This is a genomic window from Micromonospora sp. NPDC005252 (assembly GCF_042872475.1).
Taxonomy (GTDB): domain Bacteria; phylum Actinomycetota; class Actinomycetes; order Mycobacteriales; family Micromonosporaceae; genus Micromonospora.
On the sequence record NZ_JBIAKN010000010.1, the window covers coordinates 1 to 22,929 of the forward strand.

The 22,929-nt window shown below is 73.1% G+C and carries 19 protein-coding genes; 8 read left to right on the plus strand and 11 right to left on the minus strand.

Translation table 11 applies throughout. The features are described 5' to 3' along the window. The first annotated feature begins 153 nt into the window (after nucleotides 1-153). The 4 genes from ACFYPH_RS24475 (at nucleotide 154) to ACFYPH_RS24490 (ending at nucleotide 5,050) form a co-directional block, all read left to right on the plus strand. A complete protein-coding gene (locus ACFYPH_RS24475) occupies nucleotides 154-1,200 on the plus strand; it encodes a sugar ABC transporter permease (protein WP_355066088.1) in 1,047 nt (348 codons plus the stop codon). 1 nt (nucleotide 1,201) lies between these two features. Beyond that, a complete protein-coding gene (locus ACFYPH_RS24480; protein ID WP_354863136.1) occupies nucleotides 1,202-2,170 on the plus strand; it encodes a carbohydrate ABC transporter permease in 969 nt (322 codons plus the stop codon). Nucleotides 2,171-2,237: 67 nt separating this feature from the next. Beyond that, nucleotides 2,238-3,284 carry a LacI family DNA-binding transcriptional regulator gene (locus ACFYPH_RS24485; RefSeq protein WP_354863137.1) on the plus strand — a complete coding sequence of 349 codons (1,047 nt, stop codon included), beginning with the start codon at nucleotides 2,238-2,240 and terminating at the stop codon, nucleotides 3,282-3,284. 95 nt (nucleotides 3,285-3,379) lie between these two features. Further along, nucleotides 3,380-5,050 (plus strand): glycoside hydrolase family 13 protein, encoded by a 1,671-nt coding sequence (locus tag ACFYPH_RS24490; protein ID WP_387185108.1) that lies wholly within the window; start codon nucleotides 3,380-3,382, stop codon nucleotides 5,048-5,050. A 323-nt stretch (nucleotides 5,051-5,373) separates the two neighbouring features. On the opposite strand, the gene ACFYPH_RS24495 is transcribed toward ACFYPH_RS24490, so the two are convergent. The 3 genes from ACFYPH_RS24495 to xylA all read right to left on the minus strand — a co-directional run bounded on the left by ACFYPH_RS24495 (nucleotide 5,374) and on the right by xylA (nucleotide 9,687). Next, nucleotides 5,374-6,807: an MFS transporter gene (locus tag ACFYPH_RS24495; RefSeq protein WP_355066086.1), complete on the minus strand. Its 1,434-nt coding sequence runs from the start codon at nucleotides 6,805-6,807 to the stop codon at nucleotides 5,374-5,376. 258 nt (nucleotides 6,808-7,065) lie between these two features. After that, nucleotides 7,066-8,490: a xylulokinase gene (gene xylB, locus ACFYPH_RS24500; protein WP_387184905.1), complete on the minus strand. Its 1,425-nt coding sequence runs from the start codon at nucleotides 8,488-8,490 to the stop codon at nucleotides 7,066-7,068. A gap of 9 nt (nucleotides 8,491-8,499) precedes the next feature. After that, nucleotides 8,500-9,687 carry a xylose isomerase gene (xylA, locus tag ACFYPH_RS24505; RefSeq protein ID WP_354857007.1) on the minus strand — a complete coding sequence of 396 codons (1,188 nt, stop codon included), beginning with the start codon at nucleotides 9,685-9,687 and terminating at the stop codon, nucleotides 8,500-8,502. Nucleotides 9,688-9,765: 78 nt separating this feature from the next. On the opposite strand from xylA, the gene ACFYPH_RS24510 reads away from it, so the two are divergent. The 3 genes from ACFYPH_RS24510 (at nucleotide 9,766) to ACFYPH_RS24520 (ending at nucleotide 12,271) form a co-directional block, all read left to right on the plus strand. Next, complete coding sequence (locus ACFYPH_RS24510) at nucleotides 9,766-11,004, plus strand: ROK family transcriptional regulator (RefSeq protein ID WP_354857006.1); 1,239 nt, start codon at nucleotides 9,766-9,768, stop codon at nucleotides 11,002-11,004. 344 nt (nucleotides 11,005-11,348) lie between these two features. Beyond that, on the plus strand, nucleotides 11,349-11,795 hold the full coding sequence (locus tag ACFYPH_RS24515) for a hypothetical protein (RefSeq protein ID WP_387185124.1): 447 nt from the start codon (nucleotides 11,349-11,351) through the stop codon (nucleotides 11,793-11,795). A 20-nt stretch (nucleotides 11,796-11,815) separates the two neighbouring features. Further along, nucleotides 11,816-12,271, plus strand: a complete 456-nt coding sequence (locus ACFYPH_RS24520) for a PP2C family protein-serine/threonine phosphatase (protein ID WP_387185111.1) — start codon at nucleotides 11,816-11,818, stop codon at nucleotides 12,269-12,271. Between the two features lies 1 nt (nucleotide 12,272). On the opposite strand, the gene ACFYPH_RS24525 is transcribed toward ACFYPH_RS24520, so the two are convergent. Beyond that, complete coding sequence (locus ACFYPH_RS24525) at nucleotides 12,273-12,914, minus strand: MarR family winged helix-turn-helix transcriptional regulator (RefSeq protein ID WP_387184909.1); 642 nt, start codon at nucleotides 12,912-12,914, stop codon at nucleotides 12,273-12,275. A 96-nt stretch (nucleotides 12,915-13,010) separates the two neighbouring features. On the opposite strand from ACFYPH_RS24525, the gene ACFYPH_RS24530 reads away from it, so the two are divergent. Then, on the plus strand, nucleotides 13,011-14,141 hold the full coding sequence (locus ACFYPH_RS24530) for a PP2C family protein-serine/threonine phosphatase (RefSeq protein WP_354857003.1): 1,131 nt from the start codon (nucleotides 13,011-13,013) through the stop codon (nucleotides 14,139-14,141). 10 nt (nucleotides 14,142-14,151) lie between these two features. On the opposite strand, the gene ACFYPH_RS24535 is transcribed toward ACFYPH_RS24530, so the two are convergent. The 7 genes from ACFYPH_RS24535 to ACFYPH_RS24565 all read right to left on the minus strand — a co-directional run bounded on the left by ACFYPH_RS24535 (nucleotide 14,152) and on the right by ACFYPH_RS24565 (nucleotide 22,826). Beyond that, nucleotides 14,152-15,636, minus strand: a complete 1,485-nt coding sequence (locus tag ACFYPH_RS24535) for a sugar transferase (protein ID WP_354857002.1) — start codon at nucleotides 15,634-15,636, stop codon at nucleotides 14,152-14,154. A gap of 214 nt (nucleotides 15,637-15,850) precedes the next feature. Then, on the minus strand, nucleotides 15,851-17,605 hold the full coding sequence (locus ACFYPH_RS24540; protein WP_355066074.1) for a substrate-binding domain-containing protein: 1,755 nt from the start codon (nucleotides 17,603-17,605) through the stop codon (nucleotides 15,851-15,853). 164 nt (nucleotides 17,606-17,769) lie between these two features. After that, entirely contained in the window at nucleotides 17,770-18,807 is a 1,038-nt protein-coding gene (locus tag ACFYPH_RS24545) for a lactonase family protein (protein ID WP_387184913.1), read from the minus strand. A 151-nt stretch (nucleotides 18,808-18,958) separates the two neighbouring features. Next, entirely contained in the window at nucleotides 18,959-19,561 is a 603-nt protein-coding gene (locus ACFYPH_RS24550) for an ATP/GTP-binding protein (protein ID WP_355066070.1), read from the minus strand. Beyond that, nucleotides 19,542-19,931, minus strand: coding sequence for a DUF742 domain-containing protein (locus ACFYPH_RS24555; RefSeq protein ID WP_354856996.1), 390 nt, complete (start codon nucleotides 19,929-19,931; stop codon nucleotides 19,542-19,544). Before ACFYPH_RS24555 ends, ACFYPH_RS24550 begins: the two co-directional genes overlap by 20 nt. Then, nucleotides 19,921-20,343 (minus strand): roadblock/LC7 domain-containing protein, encoded by a 423-nt coding sequence (locus ACFYPH_RS24560; protein WP_354856994.1) that lies wholly within the window; start codon nucleotides 20,341-20,343, stop codon nucleotides 19,921-19,923. Before ACFYPH_RS24560 ends, ACFYPH_RS24555 begins: the two co-directional genes overlap by 11 nt. Next, nucleotides 20,343-22,826, minus strand: a complete 2,484-nt coding sequence (locus ACFYPH_RS24565; RefSeq protein ID WP_387184917.1) for a nitrate- and nitrite sensing domain-containing protein — start codon at nucleotides 22,824-22,826, stop codon at nucleotides 20,343-20,345. Before ACFYPH_RS24565 ends, ACFYPH_RS24560 begins: the two co-directional genes overlap by 1 nt. Nucleotides 22,827-22,929 lie beyond the last annotated feature (103 nt).

A 22,929-nucleotide genomic window follows, 5' to 3' on the forward strand; every position in this document is an offset into this window, starting at 1 on the left:
CGTGGAGGGCCGTGGCCCCGGCGCTCACCGCCCCGCCGCCCCCCCGGGGCCCCCCGGGACCCAACACCAGCGGCCCCAGGGCACCGGGGGGGGGCCCGGGCCCGGGGGCGCGGGCCGGGCCACCGGCCGAACCGGACCCGGAAGGGAGGGTTGATGGAGTTCGACTTCGCCGATGAGCAGCCGAAGCTCCTCATGCTGATGTACGGGCTGGTCGCCTTCGTGGTGGTGGTGGGCGGTCTGCTCCTGCTGCTCGACGTCGTCCCGGCCTGGTTTGCCCGGCGACGGGAGGCGCAGCTCGTGGCCGCCTCGGTGAGTGGAGCTCCACTTCCCCGCCGCCCCCGGCAACGGGAGGGGATCTTCGCGCTCTTCTTCCTGCTGCCCACGCTGCTGCTCCTCACCATCGGCCTGGTCGTGCCGGCCATTCGCACCGTGCTGCTCTCCCTGATGGACGGGAGCAGCACCAGCTGGGTGGGGCTGCGCAACTACGGCTGGATGTTCTCCGACGACTCGATGCTCCGGGTCCTGATCAACACCCTGGTCTGGGTGGTTCTGGTCCCGCTGGTGGCGACCGCGTTCGGCCTGATCTACGCCGTCCTGGTGGACAAGGCCCGGTTCGAGGCCGTGGCCAAGTCGCTGATCTTCCTGCCGATGGCGATCTCCTTCGTCGGCGCCAGCATCATCTGGAAGTTCGTCTACGCCTACCGCGGCGAGGGCGACCAGATCGGTCTGCTCAACCAGATCGTCACCAGCCTCGGCGGCGAACCCAAGCAGTGGCTGCTGGAATCACCCCTGAACACGCTGCTGCTGATCGTCATCATGGTCTGGATCCAGGCCGGCTTCGCCATGGTGGTGCTCTCCGCCGCGATCAAGGCGATCCCCGGCGACATCGTGGAGGCCGCCCGGCTCGACGGGGTCAGCCCCTGGCAGATGTTCTGGCAGATCACCATGCCGAGCATCCGGCCGGCCCTGATCGTGGTGGCGGTGACGCTCACGATCGCCACGCTCAAGGTCTTCGACATCGTCCGGACCTCGACCAACGGCAACTACGACACCAGCGTCATCGCCAGCGAGATGTACAACCAGGCGTTCCGGTACGGCCAGAACGGGCAGGGCTCCGCGCTCGCGGTCTTCCTCTTCATCCTGGTCATCCCGGTCGTGATCTACCAGATCCGCAACCTCCGTCAACAGCGGGAGGGCTGAGATGACGACCGCAACGCCCACCGTCGCCGCCGGCGTCCAGAAGACCGACGGCACCGCGTCCACCGCCGCCGGGCGGGTACGTCGGCGACTCAACAGCCGTACGGCCACGCTCGTCTCGATCGTCATCGCGGTGGTCTGGACCATCCCGACCTTCGGCCTGTTCGTCTCCTCCCTCCGTCCGGAGGACGAGATCAAGACCACCGGCTGGTGGACGGCCTTCACCAACCCGCAGTTCACCCTGGAGAACTACCAGCAGGTCCTCTTCGGGCGGTCGGCGTCGTCCGGGCAGCTCGCCAGCTACTTCATCAACTCGCTGGCGATCACCATCCCGTCGGTGCTCTTCCCGCTCGCCTTCGCGGCCCTGGCCGCGTACGCGCTGGCGTGGATCAACTTCCGCGGGCGGGACTGGCTCTACATCGCGATCTTCGCGTTGCAGATCGTCCCGCTGCAGATGGCCCTGGTGCCGCTGCTGAAGTTCTTCTCCACCGGCGTCACCCTCGGCGGCGTCACCCTGATGCCGGCATGGGACTTGGTCGACGAGCAGAAGTTCGCCCAGGTGTGGTTCGCACACACCTGTTTCGCGCTTCCGTTCGCGGTCTTCCTGCTGCACAACTTCATCTCGCAGCTCCCCGGCGACCTGATGGAGGCGGCCCGGGTCGACGGGGCCACCCACCCGAAGATCTTCCGCACCATCGTGCTGCCGCTGATCACCCCGGCGCTGGCCGCGTTCGGCATCTTCCAGTTCCTCTGGGTCTGGAACGACCTGCTGGTCGCGCTGATCTTCGCCGGTGGCGGCAACGAGACCGCCCCGCTCACGGTTCGGCTGGCCGAGATGGCCGGCACCCGGGGCAACGAGTGGCAGCGGCTGACCGCGGGCGCGTTCGTCTCGATCGTTGTACCGCTCGTCGTATTCCTGTCCCTGCAGCGCTTCTTCGTGCGAGGTCTGCTCGCCGGCAGCGTCAAGGGCTGACCCGCTTGCCCGCCGCCGCCTGGCCCCTGAGGGCGGCGGCGGGCGACGGGTACCGAGCGGGGGAAGCATGACGAAGATTGATGATGTCGCCCGGTTGGCCGGGGTCTCCACGGCAACCGTCTCGCGGGCCCTGCGCGGGCTGCCGACGGTCTCGGCCGCCACCCGACGCAGAGTCCTCGCGGCCGCCGAGCAGCTCGACTACGCGGTCTCGCCGAGCGCGTCCCGGCTCGCCGGTGGCCGCACCGGCACGGTGGCGGTGGTCGTACCCCGGATCACCCGCTGGTTCTTCAGCACGGTCGTCGAGGCGGTCGAGGAGTATCTGCACCACTCCGGCTACGACCTGCTGCTCTACAACCTGGGCGGTCGGGAGCAGATCCGCCAGCGGGTGCTGCGTACCGCCAACCTGCACAAGCGAGTCGACGCCATGATGCTGGTCGCCACGCCGCTGCGCCCGGCGGACCTGACCGCGCTGGCCGCCCTGGACCTGCCCGGCGTGACCATCAGCTCGGGGAGCAGGGTGCCCAACTGGCCGTGCGTACGGATCGACGACGTGGCCGCCGCGCGGATGGCCACCCGCCACCTGCTCGATCTCGGCCACCGGCGGATCGCGCACATCTCCGGAGACCCCGACGACGAGCTGGCCTTCACCACCCACCTCGACCGGCGCCGGGGCTACCAGGCGGAGCTGCGGGCCGCCGGCCTGCGACCCGATCCGAGCCTGGACGTCGAGTCGTCGTTCACCATCGACGGCGGCAACCGGGCCGCCGCCGAGCTGCTGGCCCGCGGTGTTCCGCCGACCGCTATCGTCGCCGCCTGCGACGAGATGGCGATGGGCGCGATGACGGCGCTGCGCGACGCCGGGCTGCGCGTACCGCAGGACGTCAGCGTGGTCGGCATCGACGACCACGACCTCGCCGGCGTGCTCGGGCTCAGCACCATCGCCCAGCCGGCCGCCGAACAGGGCCGGCTGGCCGCCCGGATGCTGCTCGACCCGCTCGGGGCCCGCAACCTGAGCCCGATCGTCGGTCAACGAACCGCCGGCGGCGACACATCGGTGATCCTGCCCACTCGGCTGGTGGTCCGAGAGTCCACCGCGCCGCCGCGGGCACACTGAACCCCAACCATCCGCCGCCGGCCGGCGGCTGGCGGCGACGCGGCCGGCAGCAGCACCGCCGGCAGTCCACCCACCGCGCGACACGGGAGACGACCCTGAACACCGATCCGACGCAGCAGACCTCCTCCGGTCACCCGATCACCGGCTGGTGGACCGAGGCCGCCATCTACCAGATCTACCCACGCTCGTTCGCCGACTCCGACGGTGACGGCATCGGGGACCTGCCGGGCATCACCGCCCGCCTCGACCACCTGGTCGAGCTGGGCGTGGACGCGGTGTGGCTCTCCCCGTTCTATCCGTCCCCGCAGGCCGACGCGGGCTACGACGTGGCCGACTACCGGGACGTCGACCCGCTGTTCGGCACCCTCGCCGACGCGGACAAGCTGATCGCCGAGGCCCGCTCCCGCGGCCTGCGGGTGATCGTCGACCTGGTGCCGAACCACACCTCGTCGGCGCACCGCTGGTTCCAGGCCGCGCTGGCCGCCGCGCCGGGCAGCCCGGAGCGGTCCCGGTACATCTTCCGCGACGGCCTCGGCCCGGCCGGCGACCAGCCGCCGAACGACTGGCAGAGCGTCTTCGGCGGTCCGGCCTGGACCCGGACGGTCGACCCGGACGGCCGACCCGGCCAGTGGTACCTGCACCTGTTCGACACCGGCCAGCCCGACCTCAACTGGGACAACCCGGAGGTGCACGAGGAGTTCCTGGACGTGCTGCGGTTCTGGCTGGACCGCGGTGTGGACGGCTTCCGCGTCGACGTGGCGCACGGCCTCGTCAAGCAGGCCGACCTGGCCGACTGGCAGGAGCCCCAGGAGATCCTCTCCGGCAACGAGATCGACAAGCCGCGCCCGCCGATGTGGGACCAGGAGGGCGTGCACGAGATCTACCGGCAGTGGCGGCGGGTCCTGGACAGCTACCCCGGCGAGCGGGTACTGGTCGCGGAGGCGTGGGTGGAGCCGGCCGAGCGGCTGGCCCGCTACGTCCGCCCGGACGAGATGCACCAGGCGTTCAACTTCGAGTACCTGCTCGCCGCCTGGACCGCGCCGGCCCAGTACGCGGTGATCACCCGCTCCCTGGAGGCGACCGACTCGGTGGGCGCGCCGACGACCTGGGTGCTGTCCAACCACGACGTCGTACGCCACGCCTCCCGGCTCGGCCTGGCGATCGGCGGCGGCCGGCCCAACGGCATCGGCATCGGCGACCCGCAGCCGGACGCCGCGCTCGGCCTGCGCCGGGCCCGGGCGGCCACCCTGCTGATGCTCGCCCTGCCCGGCTCGGCGTACCTCTACCAGGGCGAGGAGCTGGGCCTGCCCGAGCACACCACGATGCCCGACGAGGCCCGGCAGGACCCGACCTGGGCGCGCAGCGGGCACACCCAGCGGGGCCGCGACGGCTGCCGGGTGCCGATCCCGTGGGAGGCCGACGCCCCGTCGTACGGCTTCGGGCCCACCGATGCCAGCTGGCTGCCGCAACCCCCGTCCTGGGCGGAGTACGCGCTGGACCGGCAGCGCGACGTGCCCGGCTCGACGTACGAGCTGTACCGCACGGCGCTGCGTCTGCGCCGTGCCCACGGCCTGGGCCGGGGCACGCTGGAGTGGCTGTCCTCCAACGACGAGGTGCTGACCTTCCGCAACGGCGAGCTGACGGTGCTGACCAACTTCGGCGACGCTCCGGTGCCGGTTCCGGCCGGCGCCGAGGTGCTCGCCGCCAGCGCACCGCTGGACGAGGGCGCGGTCCCGACCGACGTCACGGTCTGGCTCCGCGGCTGACCGGTCCGGTCGTGCCCTCTCCCGCCGCCGCGGCCTGCTCCGCTGCCGTTTGAATGGAGTCCGCCCCACCGCCCCACCGCTTTCCAGCGCCGGGCCGGTGGGGGGGTCGGGGACGGGGACCGCTGCGCATCACGTCCTTTGCTCTGCTTCAACCGAGGCGACAGTCGGTGCCCTTATGTGTTGCGTGGGTTGAAGCAGAGCAAAGGCGGCGCTGGCACTACGCGGACCTGGCGGCCGCCCGATGATCGGGTGATGAGAAGGAGGTCCAGGCCGCTCCGGAACAACCAGCCAACGAGCCGGCGCGGGTACGGGGCGAGGGCCCGTCAGAGGCGGTCGGCTCGGGTGTGCAGCAGGTCGTGCACGTTGTCGATGTCCGCCGGTGAGGTACGCGAGGCGAGCCAGTACATGATGCCGGTGGGAATGAAGAAGAGCTGGAACGCGGCCAGCCCGACGGCGAAGTTCAGCGGTGGCGGGAAGGCCGCGCGAAGACCCTGGAAGGCGACCCCGACCAGCCCGTTGCCGGCCGACCGGCCGACCCCGTTGACCAGGTTGCCGAGGCTGTAGACGGTCCCCCGGTGCTCCGGCGGGTTCACGTCGGCGATCAGCGCGAACCAGTTCGGCGAGTTGGCCGAGGTCAACGCGAGCGCCACCACGGCGGTGAGCAGGCTGAGTCCGACCGACGGCTCGGTGACCACGCTGGACAGCACCGCGCCGACCACCGCGCCGGCGCTGCCGCCGTCGGGCACGTCGATGGTCACCGGCACGAAGAACAGCACCAGGTAGAACGGCAGCGCGGCGAGGATGCCGACCGCCGCGACCAGGGCCCGACCCCCCGGGGTACGCCGCTGCACCGCGTCGCCGACCAGCCCACCCACGATGGAGAGCACCCCACCGAGCTGGAACAGCGTGGCGAAGACGCTGCCCACCACCACCGCGGTCGACTCCGAGTAGCCCTGGGCCTCGGCCCGTTCGGCGAACAGCACCGGCAGCCAGACCAGCGAGCCGAACGCCGCCTGCGCGGTCAGGCCCTGCAGGATCAGCCACCGGTTGGTACGCCGGGCCAGGATCCTCGGCACGTCGGCCCGACTGATCCGGTAGTCGTAGTCCGCGCCGGCGTCCAATGCGTCGGCCAGCTCCGGTTCGCTCTGGCCGCGCCGGACGTCGTAGGTGAACAGGTACGCCAGGGTGGCGGCCAGGCCCACCCCGGTCAGCAGCAGGAACGGCCGCCGCCAGTCGGCCGCGCCGAGCAGCCCGCCGAACAGCGTGCCGGCGAGCGTGCCGACGCCCTGGGAGAGCCCCCAGAAGCTCATCACCAGCCCGCGCCGGGTCGGCGAGATCAGGTCGGTGACCACCGAGAAGCCCACCGAGCCGACCGCACCGAGACCGACCGCCGCGACGAGCTGGGCGGCCAGGAACGTGAGGTACCCGCCGGCGAGCGCGCTGCCGCCGGTGCCCGCCGCCCAGAGCAGGGTGCCCACCATGAGCAGCGGTTTGCGGTTGCTCCGGTCCCCGACGTACGCCCAGCCGACCGCGGCCACCGCGCTGACCAGAAAGCTGACGGCGGTGACCAGCCCGAGCAGCCGCCCCGACACGTCGAACGCGCCGGCGATCGGCTTGTAGAGCGGTGGGACGAGCCCGATCGCCACGTTGTCGAGCGAGGCGAGCAGCACGAACACCACGACGCTGTACAGCCGGTGCGCCCGGCCGCCGCCCCGGCCACTCCGGCGCTGGCCGGGCCCGCCACTGGTCACGCTCATGACGGGCAGCCAACCAGACTCCGGTACGCAAGTCGCGGCGCGGGGGGGGGGCGGGGGGGGGCCCCCCCCCGCCCCGCCCCCCCCCCCCGCCGGGGGGGGGCCCCCCCCCCCGCGGGGGGGGGGGGGGGCCCCGCGCCGGGGGGGGGGGGCGGGCCCGGCCTTGGCTAGCGCGTTGGCCGGTCCCCCACCTCGCCCCGGGACGGATTGCCGCGCGGCGGGTGGGTGCCGGTCGGCTCCCACCCGCGTCGACTCCGACGGTCAGCGGCGGTCGAGGACCAACCCGCGGGCGGCGGCGTACTGGTCACGGACGGCGGGGACGGGCTCCGCCGCGTACTCCTCGGTGCCCTTGACCTCCCACTGCGGCGGGGTCGGACCGCCGAGGGCGACCCAGGCGGCCTGGCGGGCGGCGCCGTCGGCGACGTACTCCCCGGCGGGCGGAACGACCACCGGGCAGCCGAAGACCTGCGGTGCGATCCGGCGGACCGCGGCCGAGCGTGCCCCGCCGCCGACGAGGATGACCCGGCGGACGGTGGCGCCCTGCGCGGTAAGCGCGTCCAGGCCGTCGGCGAGCGCGCAGAGCATGCCCTCCACGGCGGCCCGGGCCAGGTGCGCGGCTGTCGACGTGCGCAGGGTCAGCCCGTGCACCGCGCCGGTGGCCAGCGGACGGTTGGGCGTCCGCTCACCCTCCAGGTAGGGCACCATGACCAGCCCGTCCGCGCCGGCCGGCGCGGAGAGCGCCAGCTCGGCCAGCTCGTCCAGGTCGACGCCCAGCATCGTGGCGGCGGCGTCCAGCACCCGGGCGGCGTTGAGCGTGCAGACCAGCGGCAGGAAGCGGCCCGACGCGTCGGCGAAGCCGGCCACCGCGCCGCTCTCGTCGGCGGCCGGCACGTCGGCCACGCTGAACACCGTGCCGGAGGTGCCGATCGAGACGACCACGTCACCGGGACCGGCGCCGACGCCGAACGCGGCGGCGGCGTTGTCGCCGGTGCCCGCGCCGAGCAGCGCGCCGCCCCCACCCAGCTCGTCGGCCAGCGTGCCGGCCGACTCGGCCGGGCCCAGCACCTCGGGCACCACGAGCTGCCGACCGAAGGCCCGTTCCAGCAGGTCCGGACGGTAGGAACCGGTGGACGGGGACCAGTAGCCGGTGCCGCTGGCGTCACCCCGGTCGGTCCGCAGCCCCGCCAGCCCCGGCGCACCGGCCAGCCGCCAGGTCAGCCAGTCGTGCGGCAGGCAGACGGCCGCCACCCGTGCGGCCAGATCCGGCTCGTGCCGGGCCAGCCAGCGCAGCTTGGTGATGGTGAAGCTCGCCACCGGCACGCTGCCGGTGGCCTCGGCCCAGAACCGTCGCCCTTCCGAGCCGCCGCCGGCCTCCTCGATGAGGTCGGCGGCGGCGTCGGCGGAGCGGGTGTCGTTCCACAGCAGGGCCGGGCGCACCACCCGGCCCGCCTCGTCGAGGCAGACCATGCCGTGCTGCTGGCCGGCGACGGAGACCGCCGCGACGTCGGCCAGCCCGCCGGCCTCGTCGGCGGCGCTGCGCAGCGCCTGCCACCAGGCTTCCGGGTCGACCTCGGTGCCGTCCGGGTGCGGTGCCCGGCCCTGCCGGAGCAGGGCGCCGGTCTCCGCGTCCCGGATGACCACCTTGCAGGACTGGGTGGACGAGTCAACGCCTGCGACCAACGGCATGGCGGGGCCTCAGCGAGCGCCGAGCAGGTGCTCGACGGCGAGCTGGTTGAGCTGGACGAAGGCGAAGCCCCGCGCGGCCACCGCGTCCACGTCGACGTCCTCGAACGCGGACCGGTCGGCCAGGAACTCCTCGTAGCCCTCACCGTCGCCGAGCGTCGGCGTGTTCAGCTCGTCGACCTTGCTGGCGGCGAGCGCCTCGACGACCTCGGGGTCGGCGCGGAACGCCGCGGCCCGCTCCTTGAGCAGCAGGTAGGTGCTCATGTTGGCCGCCGCGGAGGCCCAGACACCGTCCATGTCCTCGGTGCGGGAGGGCTTGTAGTCGAAGTGCCGGGGGCCGTCGTAGGTCGGCCCGCCGTTCGGGCTGCCGTTCTCCAAAAGGTCCACCAGGGCGAACGCGTTCATCAGGTCACCGTGGCCGAAGACCAGGTCCTGGTCGTACTTGATGCCGCGCTGACCGTTGAGGTCCAGGTGGAACAGCTTGCCCTGCCAGAGCGCCTGGGCGATGCCGTGGGCGTAGTTGAGCCCGGCCATCTGCTCGTGGCCGACCTCCGGGTTGAGACCGACCATCTCCGGGTGGGCCAGCTGGGAGATGAAGCCGAGCGCGTGCCCGATGGTGGGCAGCAGGATGTCGCCGCGCGGCTCGTTGGGCTTGGGCTCCAGGGCGAACCGCATGGTGTAGCCCTTGTCGATGACGTACTGGGTGAGCAGGTCCACCGCCTCGCGGTAACGGTCCAGGGCGGCGCGGACGTCCTTGGCGACGTCGTACTCGGAGCCCTCGCGACCACCCCACATCACGAAGGTGCTGGCGCCCAGCTCGGCGGCCAGGTCGACCTGGCGCAGCACCTTGCGCAGCGCGAACCGGCGGACATCGCGGTCGTTGCTGGTGAAGCCGCCGTCCTTGAAGATCGGGTGGGTGAAGAGGTTGGTGGTGACCATCGGCACCACGAGGCCGGTCTCGTCGAGCGCCTTGCGGAACCGCGCGATGCGCTGATCGCGGGTGGCGGCGTCGGCCCCGAACGGGATCAGGTCGTCGTCGTGGAAGGTGATGCCGTACGCGCCCAGCTCGGCGAGCCGGTGCACCGCCTCGACGGCGTCCAGCTCGGGACGGGTCGCGTCGCCGAACGGGTCGCGGGCCTGCCAGCCCACGGTCCAGAGCCCGAAGGAGAACTTGTCGGCGGGGGTGGGACGGGGTGCCATGAGCAACCTCCGGGGTGGTGGTGTCAGGTATTTGTTCAGCGATTGAATTATTTGCCCGCCCTATGGCACTGTCAAGGGGTGAGCCCCACCCACGCCCCGGCCGGCGCAGCCCGTCAGGGCAGCCTCCGCGAGCTCAACCTCGCCCTGGTTCTCGGCCGGATCGCCGCCGCCGAGCGTCCCCCGTCCCGGGCCGACCTGGCAACCGCCACCGGCCTGACCCGCGCCACCGTCTCGGCGGTGGTCGAGGACCTGCTCGCGGGCCAACTGGTCAGCGAGGCCGACCCGGCGCCCCGGGCGGGCGCCGGCCGCCCGGCCCGGGGGCTGGTCCTGGCCGACCAGGGCCCGGCCGGGCTCGGCCTGGAGGTCAACGTCGACTACCTGACGGTGTGCGTCGTCGATCTCGCCGGCCAGGTCCGGCACCGCACCGTGCACCGGGCCGACCTGCGCCCGGTCGCCCCCGCCGACGCGCTGGCCCGCCTCGTCGACCTGGCCCGGCAGGCCCGCGCCGACGCGGCCCGGCAGGGCCTCACCCTGGCCGGAGCCGCGCTCGCCGTACCCGGCCTGGTGGACGACGCCGGCCTGGTCCGGCTCGCGCCGAACCTCGGCTGGCGGGACGTCGCGGTGCCCGAACTGCTCAGCAGGCACCCGCCCCTGACCGAACAGGTGCCCGGCATCCCGGCCCTGGTGGTGGACAACGAGGCCAACCTCGCGGCGCTCGGCGAGCTGCACTCCCGGCCGCCCGGCCCGGCGAGCTTCCTGCACATCTCCGGCGAGGTCGGCATCGGCGCGGGGATCGTCCTGGACGGCGCGCTGTTCCGCGGCGTACGCGGCTGGAGCGGCGAGATCGGCCACCTCCCGGTCCACCCCGAGGGCCGTCCGTGCCGCTGCGGAGGGCAGGGTTGCCTGGAGCAGTACGCCGGTCAGGAGGCGATCGTGGCCGGCGCCGGGCTGGTACGGGCGGAGCTTCCCGCGGACACCGCGACGGCGCGACTGGCCGAGCTGGCCGAGGCCGGTGACCCGGACGCGCTACGGGCGCTGCACGACGCCGGTACGGCACTCGGGGTGGCGGTGGCCGGCGTGGTCAACCTGCTGGACCTGGACACCGTGGTGCTCGGCGGCGGGTACGCCCCGCTGGCGCCCTGGCTGTGCCCGCCGGTGCTCGCCGAGATCGCGGCCCGGGTGCTCACCGCCGCCTGGTCACCGGTCACGGTCCGGCCCTCGACCCTCGGTCCGGAGGCCGCCGCCGTGGGCGCGGCCGGCTCGGTGGTACGGCGGATCGTCGCCCGCCCCGCAGGCTGGCTGAACCGCTCCGGCTGACGCGCTCCGGGCGTGCGTCGGTGCGGCTCGGTACGCTTGCCGTGGAGCAACTATCGGCAGGCGAGGAGCGCAGAAGCAGCATGCGTAGAGGTCGTCGGACGCCCGGCAGCGTCGGGCGGTGACCACGACCCGACGGGGCGGCATCGCAGGTCCGGTCGGCGGCGACTGGCAGGCGTCGCGACCACCGACCCGCCAACGCGGCGGCGGTGCGCTGCCGGCCGACTCGCCACTGGCCCGCGAGCTGCTCGACGGGCTCGCCGAGGCCGTGCTGACGACCGACGAGACCGGCCGGGTCACCCTCGTCAACGCCCGGGCAGCCCAGCTGCTCCCGGAGATCGTCGCGGGTGTCGAGCTGTCCGAGTGCCCGGTGGCGGCACTGGCCCGGGCCCTGCAGGACGGCACCGAGAGCTTCGACGCCGAGCACCACGGCCGGCACCTGCGGGGCGGTCGACGGCGTACCCACCGAGCCGAGCCGCTGGCGGGACGCCGAGGCCGCGGACCTGAGCGCCGTGCTCCCACCCGGGTTCGGCCGGCCGGGCGCGCTGCTGGTCAGCCCGATGCCCGGTCCCGGGGGGTCAGCCGGTGCACTGCTGTTGGTCCGCCGTGCCGGCCGGGCCGGCTTCGACCCACGCGACGTCGAGCTGGCCCGCGAGTTCGCCGCGCGGGCCGGCGCGGCGCTGGCCGCCGCCGAGCTGTACGGCGAGCAGGCCCACCTGGCCCGGGTGTTGCAGACCAGCCTGCTCCCGCCGGAGCTGCCGACCGTGCCCGGCGGCAGCGACCGCTGGAGCTGATCCACCTGCTCAACCGCACCCTGTTCGACGCGCCCGACGCCGCACGGCGCAGCCAGCTCACCACCCTGCTGCTCGGATCACTGGAGCGCGGGGCGGCGGGGGTGGACATCCGGATCGCCGGCGGCGGGCACCCCGCGCCGCTGCTGGTCACCGCCGCCGGTTCGGTCGTCCCGGTTCCGGTCGGCGGGATGCCGGTCGGCGCACTGGCCGACGCCCGGTTCGCCGAGGCGCAGGTGCACCTCGACCCGGGCGACCTGCTCCTCGCGTACACCGACGGGGTGACCGAGGCGAACGGCGGCCCGGTCCACGCCGAGAAGTTCGGCGCGCACCGGCTGCGCGCCGCACTGGCCGCAGCGGCCGGGCTGCCTCCGGCCGCGCTGGTCGACAGGCTGCTCCAGGTGGTGGACGAGTGGCTGGGCAGGCAGGCTCACGACGACATCGCCGTGCTGGCGGTGTGCGCGTCGGCGCCGGCCTGAGTCAGGCCGTCCGGGCCACCGGCGGCTCACCGGTGGGCCATTCGCGCGGCGTGCCCACCGCCCGCTCGGGGCCGGTCTGCCACACCGTTCGGGTCGACCGCTCCGGGCGCTCCGACGAGTCCCCCGCCGGCCCGGTGGGCCGGTCCGGATCCCGCGGGTCCGCGTCGTCCGGCCAGTCGTCTCGCCCAGGCGGCCGGTCCCCGTCATCCGGCGCCGAGCCGCTTCGCGCCTGCTGCTGGCGGGCGGCCTCGTCGAACTCCCGCATCCCGCTCACCAGGGCGGTACGGCCCGCCGGAGTCATCGCCGCCAGCACTGTGGCAATTCGCTTCTGCCGGTCGGCGCGCAGCTCCGCGAGGAGTCGACGGGCCTCCGGGGTGAGGTGCAGGGAGATCTCCCGCCGGTCGAAGCGACCCGGCTCGCGCTCCAGCATGCCGGCCGCGACCAACCGGTCGCAGAGTCGGCTGGCGGAACTGAGCAACATGTCCAGGCGGGTGGCGAGCCGGCGTAGGTTGATCCCGTCGTGCTGCTCGACCACCATCACAGCCCGTAGTTGGGCTCCGGAGACCCGGCTGGCGGTCGCCTCGCGGGCGGAATCCCATACGCCCAGCAGGGCTCCCGCCGCCGCGTCCAACGCGGCAGCCATACTCGTCGCAGGGTCCGGTGGACCGTGTTCTTCGGCCATGGTGGCCCGAAACTACTCCGAAGCCACTGGTAGTCGAGCTTTGATCAAGGAGGCCTGATGAGTAAACCGGTCAATCGGGCACGTCGTACCCTGAACGAGACACCCGCCGACCTTCTCGTGGGCAGCATCGGGAAGATCTTCAAAGAGGCGTACGGGATCACCGAAGCGGAGCTGTACCAGGTCGACTACCGCCTCTCGGAGCTGTTGCCACTCACCGAGGGTGACTCCATCCGGGACGCCGGACACCCCGCCTGGCGGGCCTTCGACCACCAGGTGCCCCTGCTGGTCGACGGCACCGCCTGGGTGCCGGTCAGCATGCGCGGCGAACGGCGGGGCGTCCTGCGTCTCGCGCCGGTGGCCGACGACCCGGCAGTGCTCGGCGAGCTGGCCGACGTCGCCACCGCGCTCGCGCACGAGCTGGCGGCCGTCTCCGCCGGCACCGACGTCTACCGCGTCGCGCGGCGCAGCCAGCGGCTCACCCTGGCCGCCGAGATGCAGTGGGACCTGCTCCCCGGCCGCAGCCGGATCCGACCCTCGTTCAGCCTGGCCGGGCAGCTGGAGCCGGCGTACGCCGTGCGGGGCGACAGCTTCGACTGGGCCGACGACGGGCAGCGTCTCTGGCTCTCCACGGTCAACGGGACCGGTGAGGGTGTCGCGGCGTCCCTGCTCACGTCGCTGGCCACCCACGCGCTGCGCAACGCCCGCCGGGCCGGCCTCAGTCTGGGTGATCAGGCCGCCCTCGCCGACCAGGCCATCTACGACGAGTACCGGGGCAAGCGGCACCTCTCCGTGCTGTTGATGGAGCTGGACCTGCGCTCCGGGACGATGAGCGTGGTGGACGCCGGCTCGCCACGCCTCGTCCTGCTGCGGGGCGGAGAGGTCACCGAGCAACCGCTGGAGGCGCAGTTCCCGCTCGGCATGTTCGAGGCGACCGACTACCACGAGCAGACGTTCACGCTGGAACGCGGCGACCGGCTCTTCGTGGTCAGCGACGGCGTGGTGGAGGCCACCGGGAAGAACGTGCGCTACGGCGAGACGGCACTGGACCGGTTCCTGCGCCGGACGGGCCCGATGGAGCCACTGGACGCCGTGCGGTCGCTGATCGGGGACCTGCGCGCGTTCGTGGCCGGCGACCTCGTCGACGATGCCGTGGTGGTCTGCCTGGACTGGACCGGCCCGCAGGCGTGAGCGGCGGCGGTCAGTACGCGCCGCGGCTGTTCAGCACCGCGCCGGCGGTCTTCCAGAGGATGGTGAGGTCGGCGGCGAGCGACCAGTTCTCCACGTAGTAGAGATCGAGTCGGATGCCGTCCTCCCAACTCAGGTCGGATCGACCGCTGACCTGCCACAGCCCGGTCATGCCGGGCTTCACCAGCAGCCGCCGGGCCACGTCACCGTCGTAGCGGGCCACCTCCGAGGGCAGCGGCGGACGCGGCCCGACCAGGCTCATCTGGCCCAGCAGCACGTTGACCAGCTGCGGCAGCTCGTCCAGCGACCACTTGCGCAGCAGCCGGCCGACCCGGGTCACCCGAGGGTCGTCGCGCATCTTGAACATCAGGCCGTCGGTCTCGTTGCGGGTCGCCAGCTCGGTGAGCAGCGCGTCGGCGTTGACCACCATCGTCCGGAACTTGAACACGCCGAACTCCTGGCCGCCCCGACCCACCCGGACCTGCCGGAAGAGCACCGGCCCCCGGCTGTCCAGTTTGATGGCCAACGCGATGACCGCGATCAGCGGCAGCAGCAGCGCCAACGCCAGCGACGACGCCGACCGGTCGACGAACCCCTTGACCAGCTTGCGCGCACCACGGAACTCGGGCGCCTCGACGTGGATCAGGGGCAGCCCGGCGACCGGACGGGTGTGGATCCGTGGGCCGGCCACATCGGTCAGCGCGGGCGCCACGACGAGGTCGACGCCGGTCCCCTCCAGCTGCCAGCCGAGCCGACGCAGTCGGGCCGCCGTCAGCTCACCGGAGGCGGTCACCGCGACCGTGTCCGCGCCGATCGCGGTGGCGGCCTCCGGGATGCCCCGGAACGATCCCACCACCGGCACGTCACCGAGCCGCTGGGCGACCGGCGCGAGCAGCGCGTCGGGGATGCACGCGCCGACCACCTGATAGCCGGCGTACGGCTCCCGGCGCAGGGTGTGCACCAACTCCAGGACGTGTGCGGTGTCGCCGACCACGAGCACCTTGCGGGACCAGCCGGTGCCCTTCGAGCGGGCCCGGTGCAGGCGTTTGCGCGCGACGAACCGGGTCACCTCCAGCCCGACCGTGCCGACCGCGAACGAGATGCCGAGGAAACCACGGGAGACGCCGACGTCGGCGATGTAGCCGGCGATGGCGATCGCGCCGGCCAACCGCAGGCTCGCCGAGCTGACCCGCCGGTACTCGTCCGCCCCGTAGCCGACGACCCGGTCGTCGTAGCAACCGAGCGCCTTGAGGGAGATCAGCCAGGCCAGGACCAACCCCGGCGCCACCAGCACGTACGGAATCTTGGAGCCGACCGGCTCCTCGTCCCCGAACCGGCCGACGTACCCGACGAGCAGCGCGATGATGAGGATTGTGGTGTCCAGCACGACCAGGACCCGGACGTAGGACCGTTCGTCGGCGCGGGCCACCAGCCCGCTCGGCGGGCCCTCCGGCGTCGCCGAGGTGCTGGCGGGGGTCAACAGTGTCGCCGCGGTCACCGGCCCTCCCACTCTGCTCAGGACGGCCCCGGCCGACGAGTCGGACCGGAGGCGGACGGACGATGCCGGGACACGTCGACATCCTGCCTTGATAACTATGGCTGCCGATTGCTTCCGACGTATTGCCGTCACTTTTCTTCAACCCTGCGGCCATAAAAGGAACCCGCCGTACCGGCTGACGCGGTACGGCGGGTTTCTCCTGCTGTGCGGCCGGTCAGCGCGGCGCCGGGGGGCGGCGCGCGATGGCGGTGAGGAAGATGCTGCCGATCTCGTTCGGGTCCTTGGTGACGAAGACGTCGCCGCCGGTCACCTTGGTGATCGACTCCAACTCGGTCTTGCTGACGCCCTCGCCGATACCGATCATGATGACCTGCACAGGCCGCTCCGGGTCCGCGACCTGCTTGAGCTTGGCGAGCAGTTGCCCCTGGCTGAGGCCGTTGTCGTCCTCGTTCTTGCCGTCGGTGAACAGCACGATGGAGTTGACCCGGCCGGGCTGCCAGTCCTCCTGCACCGCCTGGTACGCGGCCAGCATGGTGTCGTAGAGGCCGGTGTCACCGCTGGACGGCTTGATGGTGGCGAGTGCCCCCTCCAACTGCGCCCGCTGGCCGGAGAGCGGCCCGATCGGGACCAGTTGCCGGTAGTCCCGGTTGCCGACCAGCTTGGTGGAGAAGGTCCACAGGCCGATGGACCAGGAGTCGTCGAAGAGTCCCAGGCCGCGGCGGGCCGCGTCCACGGTGACCTCCTCCCGGCTGCGGTTGTTTGCGCTGGGCACCAGGTCCTTCATCGAGCCGGAGACGTCGATGACGGCGAGCATCCGACCCGACTGGGTGGCGATCGACCAGCTGGAGACGACACGCTGTATCGCGGCCGGGTCCAGGCCGCCCGCCGCGGTGCCGCCGGCCGCCGGGGCGGTCGACGCGCCGCCGGCCGGGCTCGGGGCGCCCTGCGGCGCGTTGAAGCCGGCACCCCAGTTGCCGTCCGGACCGCGCAGCGACTGCGCCGCCAGCCGGTCGCGGAACTTCGGGGCGGTGAGCAGCTCGAACAGCACCTTTGCCGCCGCCGCCTTGGTCGGCTCGATGCCGGGCAGCACCGCGTACGGATAGTCCAGCGGCATCGGGGCCGGCTCCATGTAGAGCGCGGCGAGCGGCACCGGGGGCTTCTTGCTGTTGTAGGCGATCACGTCTTCTTCGGAGAGCGCCGCCGCACCGAGCGCGCTCGCGATGGACGTCGGGTCCGTGGCGGTCGGGAAGCGGGCCAGCAGGTCGTTGCGGAGCGAGGAGCGACCCGTGGCCAGCGCCCGAAGCGCGCCGACGGTGTTGCGCTGGGCGTCCCCGCCGGCACCGCTGGCGGCCGTGGTCAGCGAGAGCAGGCCGGACAGGCCGGCCGCGTCCCGGGTCGGCTCGACGATGCCGGTACGCAGCGGCTTGCTGCTGTTGACCTGCTTGAGCAGATCGGCCCAGGTGAACTTGGCGTTGGGCCAGCCCAGCCGCGTGGCCACCGGCTCGGGCATCGCCACGACGACGGGGCTGCGCGCGATGGAGGCGCCGTTGGTCGGCGCGAACGCGGTGGCGTCCTTCTTCAGTCGCAGCAGCCAGGTCGAGGAGTCCGGTACCCAGACGTCCGGAGTGACCGCCGTGCCGCTGGCCTGGCCGACGCCGGCCAGCACGGCACCGTGCTTCGCGGCCACCACGGCGGCCACGTCGACCGGGTCGGACGCCGAGACGTCCACCCGGATGCAGGTGGGGCCGACCGCGGCGCCGTCCTTGACCCACTGGGACGCGGCGGCGTCCACGGCGGGCGCCAGCTCGGAGGCGACCGCCACGGCGAGTCGGATCTCTCCCGAACAGCTGGGCTGGACCAGTTCCTTATAGCCGAACCAGACGCCGGTGGTGACGACGAGAACCGTCGCCGTCGCGGCGGCGGCTGCTAGATGAAGTTTTGTACGCATGCGATGGCGGCCTGCTGACACGCTGACCATCTTGCGTATTAGGTGCCGTCTCTGCCACATCCGTTCGGACTAAAGTTACGCAGGAGAAACAGTTGATCACCAATTAGCAACAGAGTGTGACGAGGCGGCCCCACGGCGTTGCCAAACCGGTTTCCCTCTCACGTCCGGTCCCGCCGCCGACCGACTCACGGCAGCACGCAGGTCGGGCTCGCCACCGGGACGGGCTCGCCGACCGGGGCCGGGATGCCGGTGCTCGCGTCCCGCCGGAAGGCCCGCACCATGTCCGCCCGCTCGTCGGCCACGTACAGGTGCTCCCCGATGAGGGCGAAGTGTCGCGGCCACTCACCGCCGGTGTCCACTTCGGCCACCAGATCGGGCAGCTCACCGGCCAGGTCGAAGACAGCGATGGTGCCGACCCCGCGGTTGGCGACGTAGAGGAAACGGCCGTCCGGGTCGACCGCGACCTCCGACGGCTGGACGTGGCCCGCTCGCTCACTCGCCTCGACCCGGCCACGCTGGTGCAGTGCCCCGTCGTCGGTCACCTCGTAGGCGGTGACCGAGGCGTCCAGCTCGCCGACCAGATAGCAGCGCCGGCCGTCGGGATGGCGGGCCAGGTGCCGGGGCCCGGTGCCGGGCGCCGTCCGCATCCGCGGACCGCGCGGCACCAGCCGCCCGCTCGCGCCGTCCAGGTCGTACCGGTAGACCGAGTCGGTGCCGAGGTCCACCGCGAGCAGCGGCCCCCGGCCCCGGCCCGGGGAGACCATGTGGGCGTGCGCCCGGTCCTGGCGTTCCGGGTCGGGGCCGTGCCCCTCGTGCACCACCAGATCGGTGCGCTCGCCGGGCACGCCCGCAGCGTCGAGTGGGAAGACCGCGACGCTGCCGCCGCCGTAGTTGGCCGCCACCAGGTGGTCACCGTCGGGCAGCACCGCCAGGTGACAGGGCTCGGCGCCGCCGGTCGACCGACTGCCGAGCGCGTCCAGCGCGCCGTCCGGCCCGACCTGCCAGGCGCTGACCTCCCCGTCGGTCAGCTCGTTGACCGCGTAGAGCACCGGACGGGTGGGGTGCCGCACGAGGAACGACGGTGACGGCGTGACCGCCACAGTGCCGAGGGGAGTCAGCGTCCCGGTGGCCGGGTTCCGGTGGGCGGCGACGATGCCGCTGCCCCGCCCTCCGCTCTGCGCGGTGTAACCCCCGATGTGGACGATCTCGCCCTGACCAGTCACGCTGCACCCCTTTGCCGGCATCCTGGAGTAGATCCAACCAGAGCTGCCCACGAAGCCGACCCGCTAACCGGCTTTCCGAGGACCGGATCGGCCCGCCGATCCCGCGTCGGCGGGCCGACGCCAGGCCGCCCGCCCGCGCGGCGGGACCGGGTCAGGCGGCCGGCACCGGCTCACCGCGCTGCCGGGCCACGTGCTCGACCAGGGAGATCAACACCAGCTTGCCGGACTGCCGGTCCCGGGCGTCGCAGAGCACCATCGGCACGTCCGGATCCAGGTCGAGCGCCCGGCGTACGGTCTCCAGGTCGAACCGACGGGTGTCCTCGAAGCAGTTCACGCCCACCACGAACGGGATGCCACGCTGCTCGAAGTAGTCGATCGAGGGGAAGCAGTCGGCCAGCCGCCGCGTGTCGGCGAGCACCACCGCGCCGAGGGCGCCGAAGGCCAACTCGTCCCAGAGGAACCAGAACCGGTCCTGGCCGGGGGTGCCGAACAGGTACACCTGAAGGTCGTCGTTGATGGTGATCCGGCCGAAGTCCATCGCCACCGTGGTGGTCGACTTGCCCTCCACCCCGGAGATGTCGTCGGTGCCCACGCCGGCGTCGGTCAGCACCTCCTCGGTCTGCAACGGTCGAACCTCGCTCAACGCGCTCACCAGCGTCGTCTTGCCGGCACCGAAGCCCCCGGCGATGAGGATCTTCAGTGCCAGCGGGACGGTGACCGAGGTGCCCGCCTGGTCATAGCGCACGGAGTCCACTGACCACCGCCTTGAGGATGTCGTCGTCGGGAAGGTCGCTGCCGGCCGGCGGCTCGTGCACCGCGACCAGCCCCTGAGCGAGGAGGTCACCGAGCAGCACCCGGATCACGCCGACCGCGAGGTCCAGCTCGGCCGCCAGCTCGGCCACCGACACCGGGCGACCTGCCAACGTGACCAGCCGCCGGTGCTCCGGCGGCAGCTGCGGGTGAGCCGCCAGGTCGAGGTCCGAGCCGGCCAGCACGAACGCGACCAGGTCGAACCCGTCGGCGGCCGAGCGCACCCGGCCGCCGGTGAGCGTGTACGGGCGGACCACCGGGCCCGCGTCGCCGTCCAGCCACTCGTGCTGGGGGCCGGGCGGCTCAGCCCGCATCACCGGCATCCGTCACCGGTCGGGCGGCGGCGGTGAGGTTCTCCCCCACGCGAATGACCAGCATCGCCATCTCGTACGCGACCAGGCCGATGTCCGCGTCGGCGTCGCTCACCACGGCCAGGCAGGCACCCTGCCCGGCGGCGGTGACGAAGAGGTACGCCGACTCCATCTCCACCACCGTCTGCCGGACCGGACCGCCGTCCACGTGCCGGCTCGCGCCCCGGGCCAGGCTGGAGAAGCCGGCGGCGAGCGCGCAGAGGTGCTCGGCGTCGGAGCGCTCCAGCTCGGCCGAGGCGCCGAGCAGCAGCCCGTCGGCGGAGAGCACCACCGCCTCCCGGGCGGCCGGTACCCGTTGCACCAACTCGTCGAGCAACCAGTCGAGGCTGGCGCTCTGCTTCGTCGTTTGCCGCACTAGGCGTCCCTCTCAGTCGCGGTCGGAGGTTCGGAGGCCGTCGGAGGCGCCGGAGCCGGGCCTGCCACAGCCGGGCCTGCCACAGCTGGGCCTGCCACAGCCGGAGTCGTGCCCGCGCGGTTCGCCGGAGCGGTCGTGCCGGGCGCACCGCGCCGAGCGGCCGAGCCCGGGGCGACGACGGTGGCCCGGCCGCGTGCGGTGCCGGCCTGGAGAGCCGCCATCACCCGGCGTACCTCCTCCGGCGAACGTGGCGTCGGCGCGTCGGTGACGGTGGACCGGGGCAGGGCGGTGGGGGTACGCCGTCGCACCCGGCGGGGCAGCCCCTCCAGGTCGTCAGTCGTCCCGTCGGAGGACGACTCGCCGTTGGCGCCCGGCGCGTCCGCGCCCGCCCCACCGGCGCCCGGTCCGTCGGCGGACGGGCGGTCGGGCGTCGGGCCCGTGGGTAGGGCGAGAGTGGGCAGGTCATCGGTGGCGGTCGCGGCCACGGCTGGGCTGGTACGGCCGGCGCGGGGCCGGGGCACCGCGCCTCGGCGCACAGGTCGGGCCAGGCGCCGGTCGCCCGCGGTGGCGGCCAGCGTGGCGGGGTCGGGGCCGGCCGGCGGCTCGGTGGTGACCAGGTCGGTGGGGACCAGCACCACGGCGGTGACGCCGCCCGCCTCGGAGGGCCGCAGCCGTACGCGGACGGCGTGCCGGGCCGCCAGCCGGGCCACCACGAACAGGCCGAGTCGGGCACTCTGCGCCGGGTCGAACTCGGGTGAGCTGGCCAGCCGGGTGTTGGCGCTCTCCAGCGCGGCGGCGGACATTCCCAGCCCCTGGTCGGTGACCTCCAGGACGTACCCGTTGGCGACCTGCTCCCCGCTGATGGTCACCCGGGTGTCCGGCGGGGAGAAGGCGGTGGCGTTCTCGACCAGCTCGGCGAGCAGGTGGATGATGTCGCCGACCGCCCGACCCAGCACGCCGACGGGCTGCACGCTGGTGATGTCCACCCGGTCGTACGCCTCGACCTCGCTGATCGCCCCGCGCACCAGGTCGACCATCGCGACCGGGTTGCGCCAGCCTCGGCCCGGCGCGGAACCGGCGAGAATGACCAGGTCCTCGGCGTGCCGGCGGAGCCGGGTGGCCAGGTGGTCCACCTGGAACAGTTGGGCCAGCTCGTCCGGGTCCTCGGCGCGACGCTCCATCCGGTCCAGCAGGTGCAGCTGCCGGTGCACCAGGCCCTGGCTGCGCCGGGCGATGTTGAGGAACACCTCGTTGAGCCCTCGGCGCAGGGTGACCTCGTCCACGGCGGCCTGGACGGCGGTGCGCTGCACCTCGGTGAAGGCCCGCCCGACCTCGCCGATCTCGTCGTTGCCGTACTCCAGGGGTGGCGCCTCCCGGGCGACGTCGACCTGCTCGCCGCGGCGCAGTCGGGTCACCACGTCCGGCAGCCGGTGCTCGGCCAGCTCCAGGGCGGCGGTACGGACCCCGCTGAGTCGCCGGACCAACGTGCGGCCGACCCGCAGCGCCACAAGCACCGAGACCACCACGGCGGCGAGCCCGAGCACACCGGCGGCGGCCAGCCGGACCAGGATCCCGACGGCCATCGGCACCGAACGGTCGGTGAGCCCGTCGGCCTCGGCCAGCTCGAAGTCGCGCAACTGCTGCTGTACCTCGTCGTGGCTGGTCTGCCACGACGCCGCGTCCACCGGTGGCCGACCGGACCCGTTGGCCCCGATCAACGCGTCCTGCATCGCGCGCAGGCTGGTGAACGCCGGGCTCTCGGTCAGTCGCTGGTACGCGGTGCGCCCGGCCTCGGGCAGGTCGGCCACCGCGCTCTCAATGAGCCACCGCTGGTTGCCGATGGCCTGCACGAGCAGGGCGTGCTCCCCCTCGGCGAACTTCCCGGCGGTCAGCACACCGGCCAGCATGGCGTCGGTCTGGCCGAGCAGCTCCCGGGAACGGCCCAGCGTGGTGAGGGCCAGCGCCTGTCGGTTGATGGCCGGATCGTTCAGATTCGCCATCGCGGAGAACGCCTGGAAGGCTGCCGAGACCATGCCGCTGTAGAGGCCGAGGGCCCCGGCGCGGTCCATCATGCCGTCGTCGATGAAGTCCCGTCCGGTCGGCAACGCCGCCAGGGCGGTGACCAGCCGGTCGACCCGGTCCTCCAACAACTCGTCGGCGGCGTCGCGCAACTCCTCCCCGTCGACCCGGCGACGCAGCTCGGCGACCGCCCGATCCGTACGCTGGCGCTGCTCGGCCAGGGCGGGCAGCTCGGTGGTGCCGGCGAGCTGCACCACCGACAGTCGACGCTCGCGTTGCAGCTCGGTGACGACCACCTCGCCGGGGCGGCCCAGGTCGTACAGCAAAGTGCGCGCGGAGAGCAGGTTCAGGGCGGGGCCGAACGTCAACGTCGTCGCGAAGATCCACAGCGCGAGGAGCGCGGTCACCGGGGCGACGACCAACGCGGTCAGCTTCGAGCGGATCGGCCAGTCGCGGGTTCTCATCAGACCTCGCCCGTACAGGGGTGGCAGGAGGGGCGCCGGCACCGCCGGGCAACGCGCTCGCCGGTCGCGCACCCGGCCGTCAGGCCGGGCACCGGCGCGGGCG

What these genes read in the sequence shown, in the direction of transcription:
- ACFYPH_RS24530 (WP_354857003.1), top strand. Translation starts at nt 13,011, where the DNA reads ATGAGTAAACCGGTCAATCGGGCACGTCGTACCCTGAACGAGACACCC.
- ACFYPH_RS24495 (WP_355066086.1), bottom strand. Translation starts at nt 6,807, where the DNA reads ATGAGCGTGACCAGTGGCGGGCCCGGCCAGCGCCGGAGTGGCCGGGGC.
- xylB (WP_387184905.1), bottom strand. Translation starts at nt 8,490, where the DNA reads ATGCCGTTGGTCGCAGGCGTTGACTCGTCCACCCAGTCCTGCAAGGTG.
- ACFYPH_RS24565 (WP_387184917.1), bottom strand. Translation starts at nt 22,826, where the DNA reads ATGAGAACCCGCGACTGGCCGATCCGCTCGAAGCTGACCGCGTTGGTC.
- ACFYPH_RS24485 (WP_354863137.1), top strand. Translation starts at nt 2,238, where the DNA reads ATGACGAAGATTGATGATGTCGCCCGGTTGGCCGGGGTCTCCACGGCA.
- ACFYPH_RS24525 (WP_387184909.1), bottom strand. Translation starts at nt 12,914, where the DNA reads ATGGCTGCCGCGTTGGACGCGGCGGCGGGAGCCCTGCTGGGCGTATGG.
- ACFYPH_RS24475 (WP_355066088.1), top strand. Translation starts at nt 154, where the DNA reads ATGGAGTTCGACTTCGCCGATGAGCAGCCGAAGCTCCTCATGCTGATG.
- ACFYPH_RS24480 (WP_354863136.1), top strand. Translation starts at nt 1,202, where the DNA reads ATGACGACCGCAACGCCCACCGTCGCCGCCGGCGTCCAGAAGACCGAC.
- ACFYPH_RS24555 (WP_354856996.1), bottom strand. Translation starts at nt 19,931, where the DNA reads ATGCGGGCTGAGCCGCCCGGCCCCCAGCACGAGTGGCTGGACGGCGAC.
- xylA (WP_354857007.1), bottom strand. Translation starts at nt 9,687, where the DNA reads ATGGCACCCCGTCCCACCCCCGCCGACAAGTTCTCCTTCGGGCTCTGG.